At 45.5% G+C, this 15,588-nt stretch carries 11 protein-coding genes and 2 rRNA genes; 10 read left to right on the top strand and 3 right to left on the bottom strand.

Annotated features, from left to right (window positions below; all coding sequences use genetic code 11):
- Window positions 1-84: 84 nt before the first annotated feature.
- Together HH214_RS06845 and rrf are read left to right on the top strand one after the other, a co-directional pair.
- Window positions 85-2,971, top strand: a 23S ribosomal RNA gene (locus HH214_RS06845).
- A 178-nt stretch (window positions 2,972-3,149) separates the two neighbouring features.
- Window positions 3,150-3,261 (top strand): 5S ribosomal RNA (gene rrf, locus HH214_RS06840).
- 151 nt (window positions 3,262-3,412) lie between these two features.
- Here the strand turns inward: rrf and HH214_RS06835 are convergent.
- The 3 genes from HH214_RS06835 to HH214_RS06825 are packed head-to-tail and all read right to left on the bottom strand — an operon-like array spanning window position 3,413 to window position 7,405.
- Window positions 3,413-5,749, bottom strand: a complete 2,337-nt coding sequence (locus HH214_RS06835) for a xanthine dehydrogenase family protein molybdopterin-binding subunit (protein WP_169606618.1) — start codon at window positions 5,747-5,749, stop codon at window positions 3,413-3,415.
- Window positions 5,746-6,732, bottom strand: coding sequence for an FAD binding domain-containing protein (locus tag HH214_RS06830; protein WP_169606617.1), 987 nt, complete (start codon window positions 6,730-6,732; stop codon window positions 5,746-5,748). Before HH214_RS06830 ends, HH214_RS06835 begins: the two co-directional genes overlap by 4 nt.
- A 25-nt stretch (window positions 6,733-6,757) precedes the next feature.
- Window positions 6,758-7,405, bottom strand: coding sequence for a (2Fe-2S)-binding protein (locus HH214_RS06825; protein ID WP_169606616.1), 648 nt, complete (start codon window positions 7,403-7,405; stop codon window positions 6,758-6,760).
- Between the two features lie 241 nt (window positions 7,406-7,646).
- Here HH214_RS06825 and HH214_RS06820 point away from each other — a divergent pair, with 241 nt between their 5' ends.
- The 8 genes from HH214_RS06820 to modA all read left to right on the top strand — a co-directional run bounded on the left by HH214_RS06820 (window position 7,647) and on the right by modA (window position 15,585).
- Window positions 7,647-8,192, top strand: coding sequence for a (2Fe-2S)-binding protein (locus HH214_RS06820; protein WP_169606615.1), 546 nt, complete (start codon window positions 7,647-7,649; stop codon window positions 8,190-8,192).
- The gene (locus HH214_RS06815; RefSeq protein WP_169606614.1) at window positions 8,185-9,180 is read left to right on the top strand and encodes an FAD binding domain-containing protein; all 996 of its coding nucleotides are present in this window, start codon (window positions 8,185-8,187) and stop codon (window positions 9,178-9,180) included. The genes HH214_RS06820 and HH214_RS06815 overlap by 8 nt, the downstream gene beginning before the upstream one ends.
- The gene (locus HH214_RS06810) at window positions 9,177-11,405 is read left to right on the top strand and encodes a xanthine dehydrogenase family protein molybdopterin-binding subunit (RefSeq protein WP_169606613.1); all 2,229 of its coding nucleotides are present in this window, start codon (window positions 9,177-9,179) and stop codon (window positions 11,403-11,405) included. The genes HH214_RS06815 and HH214_RS06810 overlap by 4 nt, the downstream gene beginning before the upstream one ends.
- A gap of 251 nt (window positions 11,406-11,656) precedes the next feature.
- Complete coding sequence (locus tag HH214_RS06805; protein WP_169606612.1) at window positions 11,657-12,502, top strand: retropepsin-like aspartic protease; 846 nt, start codon at window positions 11,657-11,659, stop codon at window positions 12,500-12,502.
- 157 nt (window positions 12,503-12,659) lie between these two features.
- A complete protein-coding gene (gene moaC, locus HH214_RS06800) occupies window positions 12,660-13,148 on the top strand; it encodes a cyclic pyranopterin monophosphate synthase MoaC (protein ID WP_169606611.1) in 489 nt (162 codons plus the stop codon).
- On the top strand, window positions 13,138-14,283 hold the full coding sequence (locus HH214_RS06795; protein WP_169606610.1) for an NTP transferase domain-containing protein: 1,146 nt from the start codon (window positions 13,138-13,140) through the stop codon (window positions 14,281-14,283). Before moaC ends, HH214_RS06795 begins: the two co-directional genes overlap by 11 nt.
- A 41-nt stretch (window positions 14,284-14,324) precedes the next feature.
- Window positions 14,325-14,819, top strand: coding sequence for a molybdopterin-dependent oxidoreductase (locus HH214_RS06790; RefSeq protein WP_169606609.1), 495 nt, complete (start codon window positions 14,325-14,327; stop codon window positions 14,817-14,819).
- Window positions 14,820-14,838: 19 nt separating this feature from the next.
- The gene (gene modA / locus HH214_RS06785) at window positions 14,839-15,585 is read left to right on the top strand and encodes a molybdate ABC transporter substrate-binding protein (RefSeq protein WP_169606608.1); all 747 of its coding nucleotides are present in this window, start codon (window positions 14,839-14,841) and stop codon (window positions 15,583-15,585) included.
- Window positions 15,586-15,588 lie beyond the last annotated feature (3 nt).

Raw genomic sequence — 15,588 nt, 5'->3', positions numbered from 1 at the left:
TTACCCGGAACAAACATCGCAGAGCACGCAATAGAAAACTATCCAAATAAAAGCATACCTATCTGAGCAAAAGCAGATAGTGTAGAAGAAAGTAAGAAAGGGCACACGGAGGATGCCTTGGCTCTCAGAGGCGATGAAGGACGTGATAAGCTGCGATAAGCTCGGGGGATTAGCAAATATGAATTGATCCCGAGATTTCCGAATGGGGAAACCTAATCTATTGAAGATAGATTGCAAATAGCGCGAACCTGCTGAACTGAAACATCTAAGTAAGCAGAGGAAGAGAAAACAACAGTGATTTCCTGAGTAGTGGCGAGCGAAAGGGAATTAGCCCAAACCGTTTATGTTACGGCATAGACGGGGTAGTAGGACTACGATGTGGTACAATATAAAGAAGCGGAAGGGCATGGGAAGGCCCGCCATAGAGCATGAGAGCTGCGTACGCGTAATGAGTATTGACCTAGTAGGATCCTGAGTACCGCGAGGTCGGAGACGCCTTGTGGGAATCAGCCGGCACCATCCGGTAAGGCTAAATACTCCTGAGAGACCGATAGTGAACCAGTACCGTGAGGGAAAGGTGAAAAGAACCCCGAACAGGGGAGTGAAATAGAACCTGAAACCGTGTGCTTACAAGCGGTCGGAGCAGACTTTGTTCTGTGACGGCGTGCCTTTTGCATAATGAGCCTACGAGTTACTCTTCTCTGGCAAGGTTAAGCGGTTAAGCTGCGAAGCCGAAGCGAAAGCGAGTCTGAATAGGGCGTGCAGTCAGAGGAGGTAGACGCGAAACCTTGTGATCTACCCATGGACAGGTTGAAGGTGCCGTAACAGGTACTGGAGGACCGAACCGATAAACGTTGAAAAGTTTCCGGATGATTTGTGGGTAGGGGTGAAAGGCTAATCAAACTGGGAAATAGCTCGTACTCCCCGAAATGTTTTTAGGAACAGCCTGGCGGTTGAGTTATTCAGAGGTAGAGCTACTAATTGGGTGCGGGGGAGTCAAATCCTACCAAATCCAGATAAACTCCGAATGCTGAATAACATTACGCTGGAGTGAGGCTCTGGGTGCTAAGGTCCAGGGCCGAGAGGGAAAGAACCCAGACCATCAGCTAAGGTCCCCAAATTACTATTAAGTTGAACTAACGAGGTCCGGCTGCACAGACAGCTAGGATGTTGGCTTGGAAGCAGCCATTCATTTAAAGAGTGCGTAACAGCTCACTAGTCGAGCGGCCGGGCATGGATAATAAACGGGCATTAAATAGTATACCGAAGCTATGGATTACATCATTAGATGTACTGGTAGGGGAGCATTCTGCCGCCGGTGAAGCATGACACGACAAGTGCATGTGGAGGTTGCAGAAAAGCAAATGTAGGCATAAGTAACGATAAGGCGGGAGAGAAACCCGCCCACCGAAAGACTAAGGTTTCCTGATCAACGCTAATCGGATCAGGGTTAGTCGGGGCCTAAGGATCAGCCGAAGGGCGATTTCCGATGGACAACAGGTTAATATTCCTGTACTTTTTACCACTGCGATGCAGTGACGGAGTAGTGACACTTCCGCGTTCTGACGGAATAGAACGTTAAAGGCCGTAGGTATAGATTGGGTTGTAAAGTACGCCCGGTTTGCTGAAAGCTGATAGTACCCAAAGCCCTCGGGTGGCGGGATAGTGAAGGTAATCAGACTTCCAAGAAAACCTGCTAAGCTTCAGGTGGTAAAAACCCGTACCGTAAACCGACACAGGTAGTCGAGGAGAGAATCCTAAGGTGCTCGAGTGATTCATGGCTAAGGAACTCGGCAAAATGGCCCTGTAACTTCGGGAGAAGGGGCGCTGTCAGCAATGGCAGCCGCAGTGAAAAGGCCCAGGCGACTGTTTAACAAAAACACATGGCTTTGCAAAATCGAAAGATGACGTATAAGGCCTGACACCTGCCCGGTGCTGGAAGGTTAAGAGGGGATGTTAGTCGCAAGGCGAAGCATTGAATCGAAGCCCCAGTAAACGGCGGCCGTAACTATAACGGTCCTAAGGTAGCGAAATTCCTTGTCGGGTAAGTTCCGACCTGCACGAATGGTGTAACGATCTGGGCGCTGTCTCAGCCATGAGCTCGGTGAAATTGTGGTATCGGTGAAGACGCCGGTTACCCGCAACGGGACGGAAAGACCCCATGCACCTTCACTACAACTTAACATTGATATCGGATACAGGATGTGTAGGATAGGCGGGAGGCCGCGAAGCGGGTTCGCTAGGACTCGTGGAGCCAACCTTGAAATACCGCCCTTTCTGTATCTGGTGTCTAACCCGGTAACGCCGGGGACATTGTTTGGCGGGTAGTTTGACTGGGGTGGTCGCCTCCAAAAAGGTAACGGAGGCTTTCAAAGGTAAGCTCAGTACGCTTGGTAACCGTACGGGGAGTGCAATAGCATAAGCTTGCTTGACAGTGAGGCAGACAAGCCGAGCTGGGTCGAAAGACGGATATAGTGATCCGGTGGTTCTGCATGGAAGGGCCATCGCTCAAAGGATAAAAGGTACGCTGGGGATAACAGGCTGATCTCCCCCAAGAGCTCATATCGACGGGGAGGTTTGGCACCTCGATGTCGGCTCGTCACATCCTGGGGCTGGAGAAGGTCCCAAGGGTTCGGCTGTTCGCCGATTAAAGTGGCACGCGAGCTGGGTTCAGAACGTCGCGAGACAGTTCGGTCCCTATCTGTTGTGGGCGCAGGAAGTTTGAGTGGGGCTGACCTTAGTACGAGAGGACCGGGTTGGACAAGCCTCTAGTGAATCTGTTATGACGCCAGTTGTACTGCAGAGTAGCTACGCTTGGAATAGATAAGCGCTGAAAGCATCTAAGTGCGAAACTAGCCACAAGATGAGACTTCCATTGAGGGTCGTGGTAGACTACCACGTTGATAGGTTACAGGTGTAAAGGTGGTGACATCATAGCCGAGTAATACTAATTGCCCGAAGCTTTCTTCGTCAACAGATCAGGTGCTGCATTCTTTCCGGATGCAGCACCACAATCAAAAACAATCAGCTGTGTCTTTTCAGCCATCAATCACTTCTTTCAATACTATGTCATTGTTGTATAGTCAGCGTCTTTAGCTACGGGATACCCGGATCTGAAAACCCGCAACGAAAAACAACATTAAAAATATTCAGGTGCCTATATCGGCGGTGTCCACCTCTTCCCATTCCGAACAGAGAAGTTAAGCCCGCCAGAGCCAATGGTACTGCGGTAACACGTGGGAGAGTAGGTCGGCGCCAACTCTTATCAATTACCCCCTCTAGGTCCATCCTACGAGGGGGTTTTTGCTTTTACAAACTTTGGAAATCCTGTAGGCTCACTCCGTACTCCATACAAAGAGCTACTGCCCCTTTGGGGAATGCAGTAGCTCTTTGTATTGGTAAGTAGGCTAGCTTAAGCAGGCAGGCCCGCCAAGAGCTTCTCCGGTGACACCGGTAAGTCCCGTACCCGGATCCCCGTGGCATGGTATACCGCATTCACCACCGCTGCCGCCATCCCCGTAATCCCTATCTCCCCTATACCGCGTGAACCAATCGGCGAAATAATGGTGTCTGGCTGGTCTATAAACTTCACGGTAAAATCTCCCATGTCGCCATGTACAGGTACCAGGTAGTTAGCTAAATCATGCGTCACAATACGTCCACGATTAGGGTCATATTCTGAACCTTCCATCAACGCCATGCCTATAGCAAAAATTTGTCCACCCATAATCTGGTTGGTAGCGGTTTTCTGGTTCATGACTTTACCAATGTCCATTACGCCGACTACTTTATCAATATATACTTTACCTAGTTCCGGGTCTACCAACACCTTCACAAAGTGAGCTCCAAAAGAGTGAAAAGAATACTTCTTTCTATCTACGGCTTGGTCTAGCTGCACTGCCGGATTTTGCTCACTTTCTTTTTGACTTGCATCACCACCATTACCACTTGCCGGATTGGCCTCCTGTGTTTCACGCGTGGAAACGTTGGTGGTGGCCTGAGCCTCTACTTGAGGTTTATTGTTACGGCCAAGTATTTCTGTGTAGCTTTCCCCTCTGCTGTTATCATTAATCAAAACCAGTTTGCCATCCTTTAATATTACGTTTTCTTTGGGATGCTTGTATAAAGGAGAGCTCTTATCAGCAATAGCTATTTCTATCACTTTTCCTAGGGCGCCAATAGCGGCGGCGCGAATAGCGGGGCCTACACTAGCGGTCACCTGCGAACCACCGGAATTTGCTCCTTGTGGGAAATCGCTGTCGCCTAATTTTACCTTTACCTTATCTACTGGTAAATTTAAGGTTTCGGCTGCAAGCTGGGTCATGATGGTATAAGTACCGGTTCCAATATCTTGAGTCGCACACATGAACTCGGCATGCCCATCAGCATATAAGATAGCTTTAGCAGATGATTTACTGCGGTTAGCCGGGTAAGTAGCCGTAGCCATACCATAACCTACCAAATATTTCCCCTCACGCATAGAACGTGGTTGTGGGTTACGGCTCGACCAGCCAATAGCATCTGCTCCCTGCTGGTAACAGGCTTTCAAATTTTTAAGCGAGAATGGCTTATTCTTTTGCGGCTCAATATCCGTGTAGTTGATTAAGCGCAATTGTACAGGGTCCATGTTCAGCTTATAAGCCAATTCATCCATGGCTATCTCCAAACTTACAGTGCCGGGCGCCTCGCCAGGGGCACGCATAGGGCAGGGGGTACCTTTATTCAGACGTACTAAACTATGGCTTACATCCACATTCGGGCAGGCATACAACATGGAGGTAGCTACTCCAGCAGTTTCTACAAATTCTTCTACAAAAGAAGTTTCAACAGTCGATGCATGTTTTATAGCCGTTAGTTTACCACTAGCATCAGCACCTAACGCTACGTTTTGAATAGTTTGTGAACGTCTGCCGCCTGTAGTAAACACTTGCTGACGCGTTAATGCCAGCTTTACGGGCCTGTTAACCAGCTTAGCTGCCATGGCTGCTACAACTGTGTTGGGCCATTGAAATCCTTTTGAACCAAAGCCCCCACCAATATAATAAGATATAACTCTTACCTTTTCTTTCGGCATACTTAAAAATTGAGATAGCAAGCCTTGGCTTCCCGCTACTGATTGGGTAGCATCATATACCATCAGCTTATCACCTTCCCAAGTGGCAATGGTAGCATGAGGCTCCATAGCATTATGGTGGTATACGGGGGTACTATAAGTTGCTTCTACTTTTACCGCTGCACTTTGCATTGCCTGTTCAGCATCGCCACGTTTTACCTGCACTTCCGATCCGCCTAAACCTTTAGCCGGTTTATAGGCCTTGTCCATATTTTTATGCAAGTCAAATTGTGGCTCTTGCTTATCATAGCTGATTTGTAATAAACTGGCACCATGTTGGGCCTGCTCCAAAGTTTCAGCTATGACTACGGCCACAAACTGTCCATCATAAAAAATGCGGTCACTTTGCAGGGGCAGCAGGTCTTTTTCGGCAAACTTACCCTGCCCAGGATCAGAGCCTTGCGGAAAATGCAGCTGCATCGCATTTTTATAGGTGAGTACATCAATAACCCCGGGCGCTTTTTTAGTCAGCGTAGTATTGATAGTATTAATATGTCCTTTAGTTACAGTACTCAGTACAGCAACGCCATGAACTAAATTATTTATCGAAAATTCAGCAGCGTAAGTTGCTGCTCCGGTTACTTTAAGTCGTCCGTCAACACGGTCAACAGCCTGTCCAACTAAGGGCGTGCTCATGCCATTCCTCCTACTTTAGTTAAGGCTTGTACCAAAGTACGTTTAGCCAGTTCAATTTTAAATCCGTTATCCTTATAAGCTTTAGCGCCGGTTAATGCCGCTTGTGCTGCTGCCTGGTATGCCTTATGTCCGGCTGGTTTCCCTACCAGCGCCTGTTCGGCTGCCATTGATCTCCAAGGTTTAGTACCTACGCCACCTAAGGCAATGCGCGCTGCTTTAATGGTTCCATTTTGTATATCCAACGCTACTGCTGCTGAAGCTAAGGCAAATTGGTAAGAGGCCCTGTCGCGTGCTTTCAGGTAGTGCGATTTGGCTGCAAAAGGTAATGCAGGTAGTTCAACCGAGGTGATGAGTTCACCAGGGTGTAGGTTATGTTCCAGATGCGGCGTTTGGCCAGGTAGTAGATGAAAATCAGCAAATGGAATAGTCCGTGTACCTTTAGGGCCTTGTACGTGAATAATAGCACCTAAAGCCGCCATAGCCACACACATATCACTGGGGTGGGTAGCTATACATTTATCGCTGGTGCCTAATACAGCATTATCACGGTTGTAGCCGGGTATGGCCGAACAGCCCGATCCGGGTACGCGTTTATTGCAAGGAAATTGTGTATCGTAAAAGTAAGGGCAGCGGGTACGTTGCATCAGGTTACCTCCAGTACTGGCGGCATTACGTAATTGTGCGGAAGCACCTGCCAGTATAGCTTCTGATAATACCGGATACTTTTGACTAATAACCGGGTGATAAGCCAGATCACTGTTCTTAACCAATGTACCTATCATCACGTTACCGTTAGATAGAACTTCGATTTTATTCAAGTTAAGTTGATTGATGTCAATCAGCGCTGGCGGGTTTTCAATGTAAAGCTTCATCAAATCAATGATGTTGGTGCCGCCAGCTATAAATTTAGCGCCATTGGTGGTAGCTGCCTGGCTAATGGCTGCTCCAGTATCATGGGCGCGGGAGTATTTAAATGGATTCATGGGGAGTTGATGGAATAAGTAAAGGCTATGCTTGTTGTTGTACCTCTTTAATAGCTTCCAGAATATGCTGATAAGCACCGCAACGGCAAATGTTTCCGCTCATCGATTCCCTGATCTCAGCATCGGTATGCGCATGACCTTCTTTTACTAAGCCTAAGGCCGAGCAAATTTGTCCGGGTGTGCAATAACCGCATTGAAAAGCATCATGCTTAATGAAGGCTTCCTGCATGGGGTGTAGTTGTTCGCCGTTTGCTAAGCCTTCAATGGTAACAACCTGGGCACCTTCGCACATAGCTGCCAGGTGCAGGCATGAGTTCATGCGCTTACCGTCAATCAGCACCGTACAAGCGCCGCATTGGCCATGGTCGCAGCCTTTTTTACTACCGGGCAATGCCAGCCTTTCACGCAAGGCATCAAGCAACGTAACACGCGAGTCAAGCGTTAAAGTTTGTGCTTTACCATTAATAGTAAGGTGAGTAGTCACTATTTCGGTGCCCAAGGCTGCTGCACCACTTTCAGGCATTACCGTTTCTGCTTGAGTAAGGAGTGGTGTGGCAGCTATAGTAGCACTGGCTAAGCCAATTTGGGTTAAAAATTCTCGGCGCGTTGAACCACTCAATGGCACATCCTGCCCGCCGTTATCCTGTTGGTTTTCGTATTCCGAATGTTCCATAAGTAGTTAGATCCAAAATGAGTATGGTGAATTGAAATACAACAGGTTAGGTGAATCAATGTTTAAACGCCAATGCTATTTGTAACGATTTTAAATTGCACAAGACAGCCTTGGTGCCCGAACCTAATCTGCACAGTATTGTTACATCTGGAAATCATCTCTTTCGGCTGGGAAACCAGTAAGAACCAGAGATTGACAGGAATTTAGATTATTAACGCTCCTAATACCATTATGTTTTAATATGAATAACGCTTTTGAACAAATTCAGCAAACTCCTGCGTGGCCGCTGGTGCATGCTGTGCCCGACCCTGAACTGGCGCAAACAGTTAAGCTCACCATTAACGGGCAAGAATGCCATTTAAAAATTGAGCCTTGGGTTAGTTTACTGGATGCCTTGCGCGAGTATATTGGCCTTACCGGAACTAAGAAAGGTTGCGACCATGGTCAGTGTGGTGCTTGCACCGTGATGGTAGATGGCAAGCGTATTAATTCATGCATGACCCTGGCTATCATGAAGCAAGGTTGCGAAATAACTACTATTGAAGGCCTCACCAAAGGAGATGAGCTGCACCCCATGCAGGAAGCGTTTATTGAACATGATGCCTACCAATGTGGTTACTGTACCCCAGGTCAAATCTGTTCGGCTGTGGCTTTGGTAAAAGAAGGCAAAGCTAATACGCGCGATGAGATTAGCGAACTGATGAGTGGTAACATTTGCCGTTGCGGCGCCTATACCAATATTGTAGATGCCATTATGCAAGCGAAAGGAGTGATGAATAATGAATAGATTCACTTACGTCAGTGTAACTGACCCGCAGGCAGCCATTGCAGAAATGGATGAACACGATAGCCCTAAGTTTATTGCCGGCGGCACCAACTTGTTGGATTTAATGAAGGAAAATGTAGAGCGTCCTGATCATTTAATTGATATCAATCATCTGGCTTTTAATAAAATTGAGGACGGTCCTGATGGTGGGCTGCGTTTAGGCGCGCTGGTTACCAACGCTGATACGGCCTGGAATGAGCAGGTAGAGCAGCGTTATCCATTACTTTCCAAAGCCATTCTGGCTGGTGCATCAGCCCAGTTGCGTAATATGGCTACTAATGGTGGTAACCTGATGCAGCGTACCCGTTGTTATTACTTTTATGATACGGCTACTCCCTGCAATAAGCGTGAACCGGGCTCTGGTTGTTCAGCTATTGGCGGCTACAATCGTATTTTAGCTATTTTAGGTACCAGCGAAGATTGCATAGCTACCCATCCGAGTGATATGTGTGTAGCTTTAGCTGCTTTAAATGCTACGGTAAACATCACTGGTAAAAACGGAGATCGTAGTATTCCGTTTGCTGATTTTCATAGGCTACCCGGCGATAGGCCTGACTTAGACAACACTTTAGATGCAGGCGATATTGTTACCTCCATTGATTTACCGGCTAATGGTTTTGCGAAAAATTTTGAATACCTGAAAGTACGCGATCGGGCATCCTATGCTTTTGCCTTAGTATCGGTAGCTGCTGCACTGGAATTAGAAGGTACACATATTAAAGAAGCCCGATTAGTCTTGGGCGGAGTAGCTCATAAACCTTGGCGCAACGCCGATGCTGAAGCGGTGCTGAACGGACAGGAGGCTACAATAGAAAACTTTGAAAAAGCAGCTGCTTTGGTACTGGAAGGTGCCAAAGGGTATGGTGATAACGACTTTAAAATTGAACTGGCCAAACGGGCTATTGTAAGGGCGCTGAAAACAGCTGCCGGAATGGAGGAAAACGTATGACCAGTAATTATATAGGCCAACCAGTTAGCCGCGTTGATGGCCGTGCTAAAGTAACCGGACAAGCTAAATATGCTGCCGAGTTTAACGTGGTGAATGGCATTGTATATGGGTTTGTGGTATCCAGCCCTATTGCCAAAGGAAAAATTACAGTTGTAAATACCCGGCAGGCATTAGCTCAAAAAGGCGTACTGCAGGTATTTACGCACGAAAATGTATCAGGCTTAGCTTGGTTTGATCGTAGTTATAAAGATCAGGATTCGCCATCAGATGGTTCGCCATTTCGGGCATTTCAAAGTCCTGAAATACAATTCAGCCAGCAACCTATTGCGCTGGTAGTGGCCGAAACCTTTGAGCTGGCCCGCTATGCTGCCGGTTTAATTCATTTTGAATACGAGGTAGATGAAAAGCTGGTAGCCGGTTTAGAAGAAAACCTGGATAAAGCCCGTAAGCCTAAAACTTATAAAGTACCTATGGCTAAGCCTCGCGGCAAAGCAGAAGATGCTTATGAGCAATCGGCCGTAAAACATCATGGCGACTATTACCACGGCAGTGAACACCATAACCCTATGGAGATGCATGCCACTACTGTAATTTATGGAGAAGATGATAAACTAATTATTTACGACAAAACTCAAGGGGTACAGAATAGTCAGAAGTACGTTAAAAATGTGTTTGGCCTTTCTACGGAAGAAGCCCGGGTAATTTCACCTTTTGTGGGTGGTGCTTTTGGTTCGGGTTTACGGCCGCAATACCAGTTGTATATGGCGGTACTTGCTGCCTTGGAGCTAAAGCGTTCTATTAAGGTAGTGCTTACGCGGCAGCAAATGTTCTCGTTTGGTCATAGGCCGGCTACACTGCAAAAAATTGTAATGGGCGCGTCTGAAGATGGCAAGCTGCAATCGATCATGAACCATGCTTATACCGAAACTTCGCAGTTTGAAGAATATACTGAAAACATCGTAAACTGGTCGGGCTACCTGTACCAGTGCGATAATGTAAAGTTTGATCATCAGATTGTACCGCAGGATGTGTACACCCCTTTGGATATGCGTGCGCCGGGTGGTGTAACCGGTGTATATGCTATGGAAGTAGCCGTAGATGAATTAGCTTACAAAGCCGGTAAAGATCCGCTGGATTTCCGGATATTGAATTATGCCGAAAAAGATCAGAATGATGATTTACCTTTTTCAAGCAAGGAGTTACGTCAATGTTACTTGCAAGGTGCCGAGCGCTTTGGCTGGAGCAAGCGTAACGCCGAGCCGCGCTCTATGCGTGAGGGCCATAGCCTGATTGGCTGGGGGGTAGCTACCGGTGCTTGGGAAGCTCAGCAAATGCCGGTACGGGCACGTGCATTATTTTCTATAGATGGTAAGCTGGTCGTAAGTTCGGCTACTGCTGATTTTGGTACCGGTACTTATACCAGCATGACACAGATTGCAGCTGACACCTTAGGGTTAAACATTGAAGATGTACTCTTTAAACTGGGAGATAGTAGTATGCCAATGTCGCCGTTATCAGGCGGTTCCTGGACGGCATCTTCGGTAGGTTCGGCTGTTTATTCAGTTTGTGAGAATGTAAAAAAGAAGTTATTCAGTTTAGCACGTAAGGTGGAGAATTCACCCTTTGCAAATAGCGATACTGAGGATGTCGTGTTTGATGGTGGCCGTATCAGCCTGAAAAGCAATCCGCAGGTTTATTTAACCATGACCGAGGTTATGCAGAAAAGCGGTACGAACGTAATTGATGAAGATACCATCTCGTTGCCGAATATGCTGAAGCAGAAATTCTATTCACGCTATACGCACTCAGCTGTGTTTGTAGAGGTGAAGGTGGATGAAGATTTAGGTACTATTCAGGTAAGCCGGGTAGTCAGTGCAGTAGCAGCTGGCCGTATCATCAATCCTAAAACAGCTCGCAGTCAGGTATTGGGTGGGGTAGTATGGGGTATAGGTCAGGCGTTGGAAGAAGATTCAGTGCTGGACAACCGCTTTGCCCGTTTCATGAACCACAACCTGGCCGAATACCACGTAGTCGTTAATGCCGATGTTAAAGACATTGACGTGATTTTTGTAGAAGAGCACGATGACGTAGTAAACCCGTTAGGTGTAAAAGGCTTAGGTGAAATTGGTATTGTAGGCGTAGCCGCAGCCATTTCCAACGCTGTTTATCATGCTACGGGCAAGCGAGTTCGCGATTTACCTATCCATCTGGATAAGGTGATGTAAATAGTTGATGACATTTTAAATGCTTCAGGCATTTGAATCATATACATTAAAACAACAATGGTGCAAGCATGATAGCTTGCACCATTGTTGTTTTAGTATTAGCCATAGCTGCTTGATGAGAAAATACAAGTTAACAAAGCTGATATTCATGCCTTTTACTTGTAATTTAATACGTTTTGTAGTTTATTCGTATAGATAAACTACAAACTTTGCTTCCAATGGCTTATTCCTGGTTTAAATATTTATTTGTTTTGAGCATAGTACTGACTGTAACAAAAACAAGCTATGCGCAGCCTGCTGTCCCATTCGAAATTACTTCACAAGGTCATATCGTCGTTAAAGCCAAAATAAATGGTGTTGAAGGCAACTTCATATTTGATACAGGTGCAGGCTTAACATTGGTAACTAAAAACTTTGCCAACAAACTGGGAACGTTACACAAGCAGGATGGAAGCTATACCTCTTTCCGGGCCACCGGGGAACCACTTACAGCAAATTTATACGATGTGGAGTCGGTTGCCTTAGGTAGCTTTACCGAACAACATGCGCAGCTAACCATTTTTAATGTGAACTTAGGCCCTATAGACGGATTAATTTCTTTAATGAGCTTCCGTAAGCAGCCCTTTACTATTGATTATATTCATAAGAAAATAATTTTTGAAACCGATAAAAGCTTGGCTGCTATTCATAAAAAGGCGCATGTAGTACCCCTGCAATTAGAGATTTCAAGAGATAAAGCTCTTGATGTATTTGCATATTTTACGGTAAATAACAAGCTAACTCTCCAGTTTTTAATTGATAGCGGTTCCGGTATGAATATATATAGACTCAATACCCGATACATTACCCCGCTGGGCATTGATACAGTAAATGCTACGAAAACTACTCACCCGAGCGAGTTTAACCCTAAAGTAGTAACCGCTATATATAACGCTAATGTGCAATCCATCGTTGCTAAAAGTTCAGCGGCTGTTGCCTGCCAAAATGTAAAAGCTTCATTTATTGATGGACTGATTTATGATGGTGTTGTTTCTTTAAACTGGATAGGCAAGCAAATAACTTTTGATTTGAAAAAGCAGGAAATGCTGGTGTGGTAAGTGCTGGTAATTAATGATACTGGTATTTATTACATATTTAGCTCTACTACAAGCTTAAGGTGTAAACCCCAAGAGGTGCTCTGTACAACTCCCTGATCTTCTCCAAAACATTCTTCACGTTAAAACCTTACTTTTGTGATTGTAGCGTTATTCATTCATGAGTACATCCGAAAAGACATTTACCCACATCAATCCTGACACCAACTACCCGGCTATGGTAGATGTGAGTGATAAGCAGGTTACCAAACGTACGGCCCGCGCACAAAGCATTGTAATACTGGGCGACGAGATTATGCGCCATTTGGCAGGTAATGATATCCAGACCAAAAAAGGTCCGGTATTTCAAACTGCTATTATAGCCGGTACCATGGCTGCTAAAAAAACGTCGGATCTGATACCGCTATGCCACCCGTTGGCCTTAGAAAACTGTAAAGTGGAAATTAGTGTGAATGAGCAGCAGGAAGTAGTAATTCAATGTACGGCTACTATTACTTCTAAAACGGGTGTAGAAATGGAGGCACTTACCGGAGCCAGCATTGCAGCCTTAACCATATACGATATGTGTAAAGCTTTTTCGCACGATATCATCATTAAAGAAACCAAATTGCTACAAAAAACAGGAGGCAAAAGCGATTATGGACAGTAAGCACGAAAAACACACCAAGCTAAGCCGACCTAATACAGGTGAGTTTAACCGCCATGAGCTGGCTATATTAGGTACTACGTGTGGCAACATTCGTAATCTAGCTAATATCTGGATACAGGCTTTATCCCGTCAGTACCGAATCGCCTTTGTGGATGCCGATCATAAAGCACCTGAAACGGATGCTGATTCGGCGTTGGCACATGGTGCCGCTTTGGAGTTTACCGACCGTATTAGCTATCGTAGCTTTAACTACCAGCAGGAGTTTAACAAATTTCAAAATCAAAGCTTATTTAATGGTCAGGATTTGGTGCTGATAAATGGTAATCATTTTAAAGCCCAAAGCCAAATTGTAGTTGTCGATCCAATAAAACCCTTAGATAAAAAGCTGGATAAACTTACCCAGGTAGTTTTGGTGCTACTTGCTGAAGGTGTTACTACAGTGCCCGAATACTTGCAACCCTACACACAGCATATTCCGGTGTTAAGCATGAATAATACGGAGGCTATTACTGGGTTCATCCGTCAATATATAACTGAAAATCTGCCCCCTTTATATGGCTTAGTACTGGCTGGCGGTAAAAGCCAGCGTATGGCCGCCGATAAAGGTAGCATTGCTTATTTTGGTAAAAGCCAGCGCTTACATGTGCATGAATTATTAAGCCAGCATTGTCAACAGGTATATGTATCGTATGCCGATGAGCAGGCTATTCATCATGATGAGCAGTTACCCGTAGTATTAGACACTTTTACCGGCTTAGGGCCTTACAGTGGCATTTTATCAGCCTTCCGCACCAATACCAATGCAGCCTGGATTACCCTGGCTTGCGATCTGCCTTACCTATCACCCGAAACTTTAGCTTATCTGGTGCAGCATCGTAATTCATCTAAAATAGCAACTGCTTTTATGGATGCCGAAAATAAGTTTCCGGAACCGCTAATTACCATTTGGGAACCGCGGGCATACCCGGTATTGCTACAGTTTTTAAGTCAGGGGTATAGCTGCCCGCGTAAGGTACTCATCAATTCGGATGTAGAATTATTAACCGTACCTGATGTACGCGAACTGCAAAATGCCAACTATCCAGAAGACCGGGAGCGGGCCTTGCAGTATTTGCAAGAAATTAAATCTGTGTGAAATCTGTTATCTTGGCCACATAAATCGACTTTAAAAGCACTATGAAAATTTTTAATCTGCTAGTAATTAGCTTTGCTGTTATTGCTGGTTTGCATGTTTCAACGGTTCAAGCACAAAGTGTTACCATCAGCGGTGATAATATTAAGCCCTTAACCATTAGCCGGGGCGAGTTTCAGGATATGAAACAAAGTGTTATTATGGCCAAAACGCATGATGAGAGGGTGCGCCGCTATACCGGTGTGCCGTTAGCTGATTTACTAACCCGTGCCGGTGTATTATTGGGTGATACCGCTAAAAGGCAAACCGTGATGAGCTATGTGGAAGTAACTGCTGCCGATAACTACAAAGCCATATATGCACTGGCCGAAATTGATCCGCTTTTTGCCAACCGCCCGATCATTTTGGCTGATCGGGTTGACAAAAAAGATTTGTCGGCTCAGGATGGTCCTTTTCAAATTATTGTACCTGGTGAAAAGAAACATGCCCGTTGGACACGCCAAGTAACTAATATTCGTCTGGTAGTGGTAAAACCATAATTACATTCTTCTGCATACTATGAAAAACTTAATTATTCTATTCCTCATCTTATCATCAGCTTTTACGGTTGATGCCCAAAAGCTACAAGTAGCTGTAGCCGCTAATGCACAGTTTGTAGCCAAAATGCTGGTTAAAGAATTTAAAAAAGAAACTGGTATAAAAGCCGACCTGATTGTAGGGGCCTCAGGCAAGCTCACCACACAAATAGAGCAGGGGGCACCTTTTGATATATTCCTGTCGGCTGATACCAAGTACCCGGATGAACTATATGCTAAGAAGTTGACGTTGAACAAACCAAAAATATATGCTTATGGCAGCTTGGTGATGTGGAGTAAAAAAAACATCAGCGTAGCTAAAGGTATTCGTTCATTAACCAATCCGGCTATCCAAAAAATAGCTGTAGCTAACCCGACTTTAGCCCCTTATGGCGAGGCTACTATGCAAGCTTTGAAAGCTACTGGACTAGCCACTACCTTGCAGCCTAAATTGGTATTTGGCGAAAGCATTGCCCAGGTAAATGAATATTTATTATCGGGGAATGTTGATGTAGCTTTTACCGCTAAATCGGTTGTGCTGGATATGACCCAAAAAAATAAAGGTAATTGGAAAGAAGTAGATGCCAGGTTGTACAAACCTATAGCCCAAGGCGTGGCTATACTGAAAAACTCAACCGGTAAAAATCTGGTTCATGCTCAGCGGTTTTATAAATTCCTGTTCAGCCGCGAAGCCCGTAGCATTTTTACCATATATGGGTATAAGTTCTAAATA

Origin of the sequence: Mucilaginibacter robiniae (genome assembly GCF_012849215.1) — a bacterium.
GTDB classification, from domain to species: Bacteria; Bacteroidota; Bacteroidia; order Sphingobacteriales; family Sphingobacteriaceae; genus Mucilaginibacter; species Mucilaginibacter robiniae.
This window is presented reverse-complemented; position numbering and strand designations above follow the sequence as displayed.

Coding starts and splice junctions, on each gene's coding strand:
- HH214_RS06825 (WP_169606616.1), bottom strand. CDS start 7,405: ATGGAACATTCGGAATACGAAAACCAACAGGATAACGGCGGGCAGGAT.
- HH214_RS06795 (WP_169606610.1), top strand. CDS start 13,138: ATGGACAGTAAGCACGAAAAACACACCAAGCTAAGCCGACCTAATACA.
- HH214_RS06830 (WP_169606617.1), bottom strand. CDS start 6,732: ATGAATCCATTTAAATACTCCCGCGCCCATGATACTGGAGCAGCCATT.
- modA (WP_169606608.1), top strand. CDS start 14,839: ATGAAAAACTTAATTATTCTATTCCTCATCTTATCATCAGCTTTTACG.
- HH214_RS06810 (WP_169606613.1), top strand. CDS start 9,177: ATGACCAGTAATTATATAGGCCAACCAGTTAGCCGCGTTGATGGCCGT.
- HH214_RS06790 (WP_169606609.1), top strand. CDS start 14,325: ATGAAAATTTTTAATCTGCTAGTAATTAGCTTTGCTGTTATTGCTGGT.
- HH214_RS06835 (WP_169606618.1), bottom strand. CDS start 5,749: ATGAGCACGCCCTTAGTTGGACAGGCTGTTGACCGTGTTGACGGACGA.
- HH214_RS06815 (WP_169606614.1), top strand. CDS start 8,185: ATGAATAGATTCACTTACGTCAGTGTAACTGACCCGCAGGCAGCCATT.
- HH214_RS06820 (WP_169606615.1), top strand. CDS start 7,647: ATGAATAACGCTTTTGAACAAATTCAGCAAACTCCTGCGTGGCCGCTG.
- moaC (WP_169606611.1), top strand. CDS start 12,660: ATGAGTACATCCGAAAAGACATTTACCCACATCAATCCTGACACCAAC.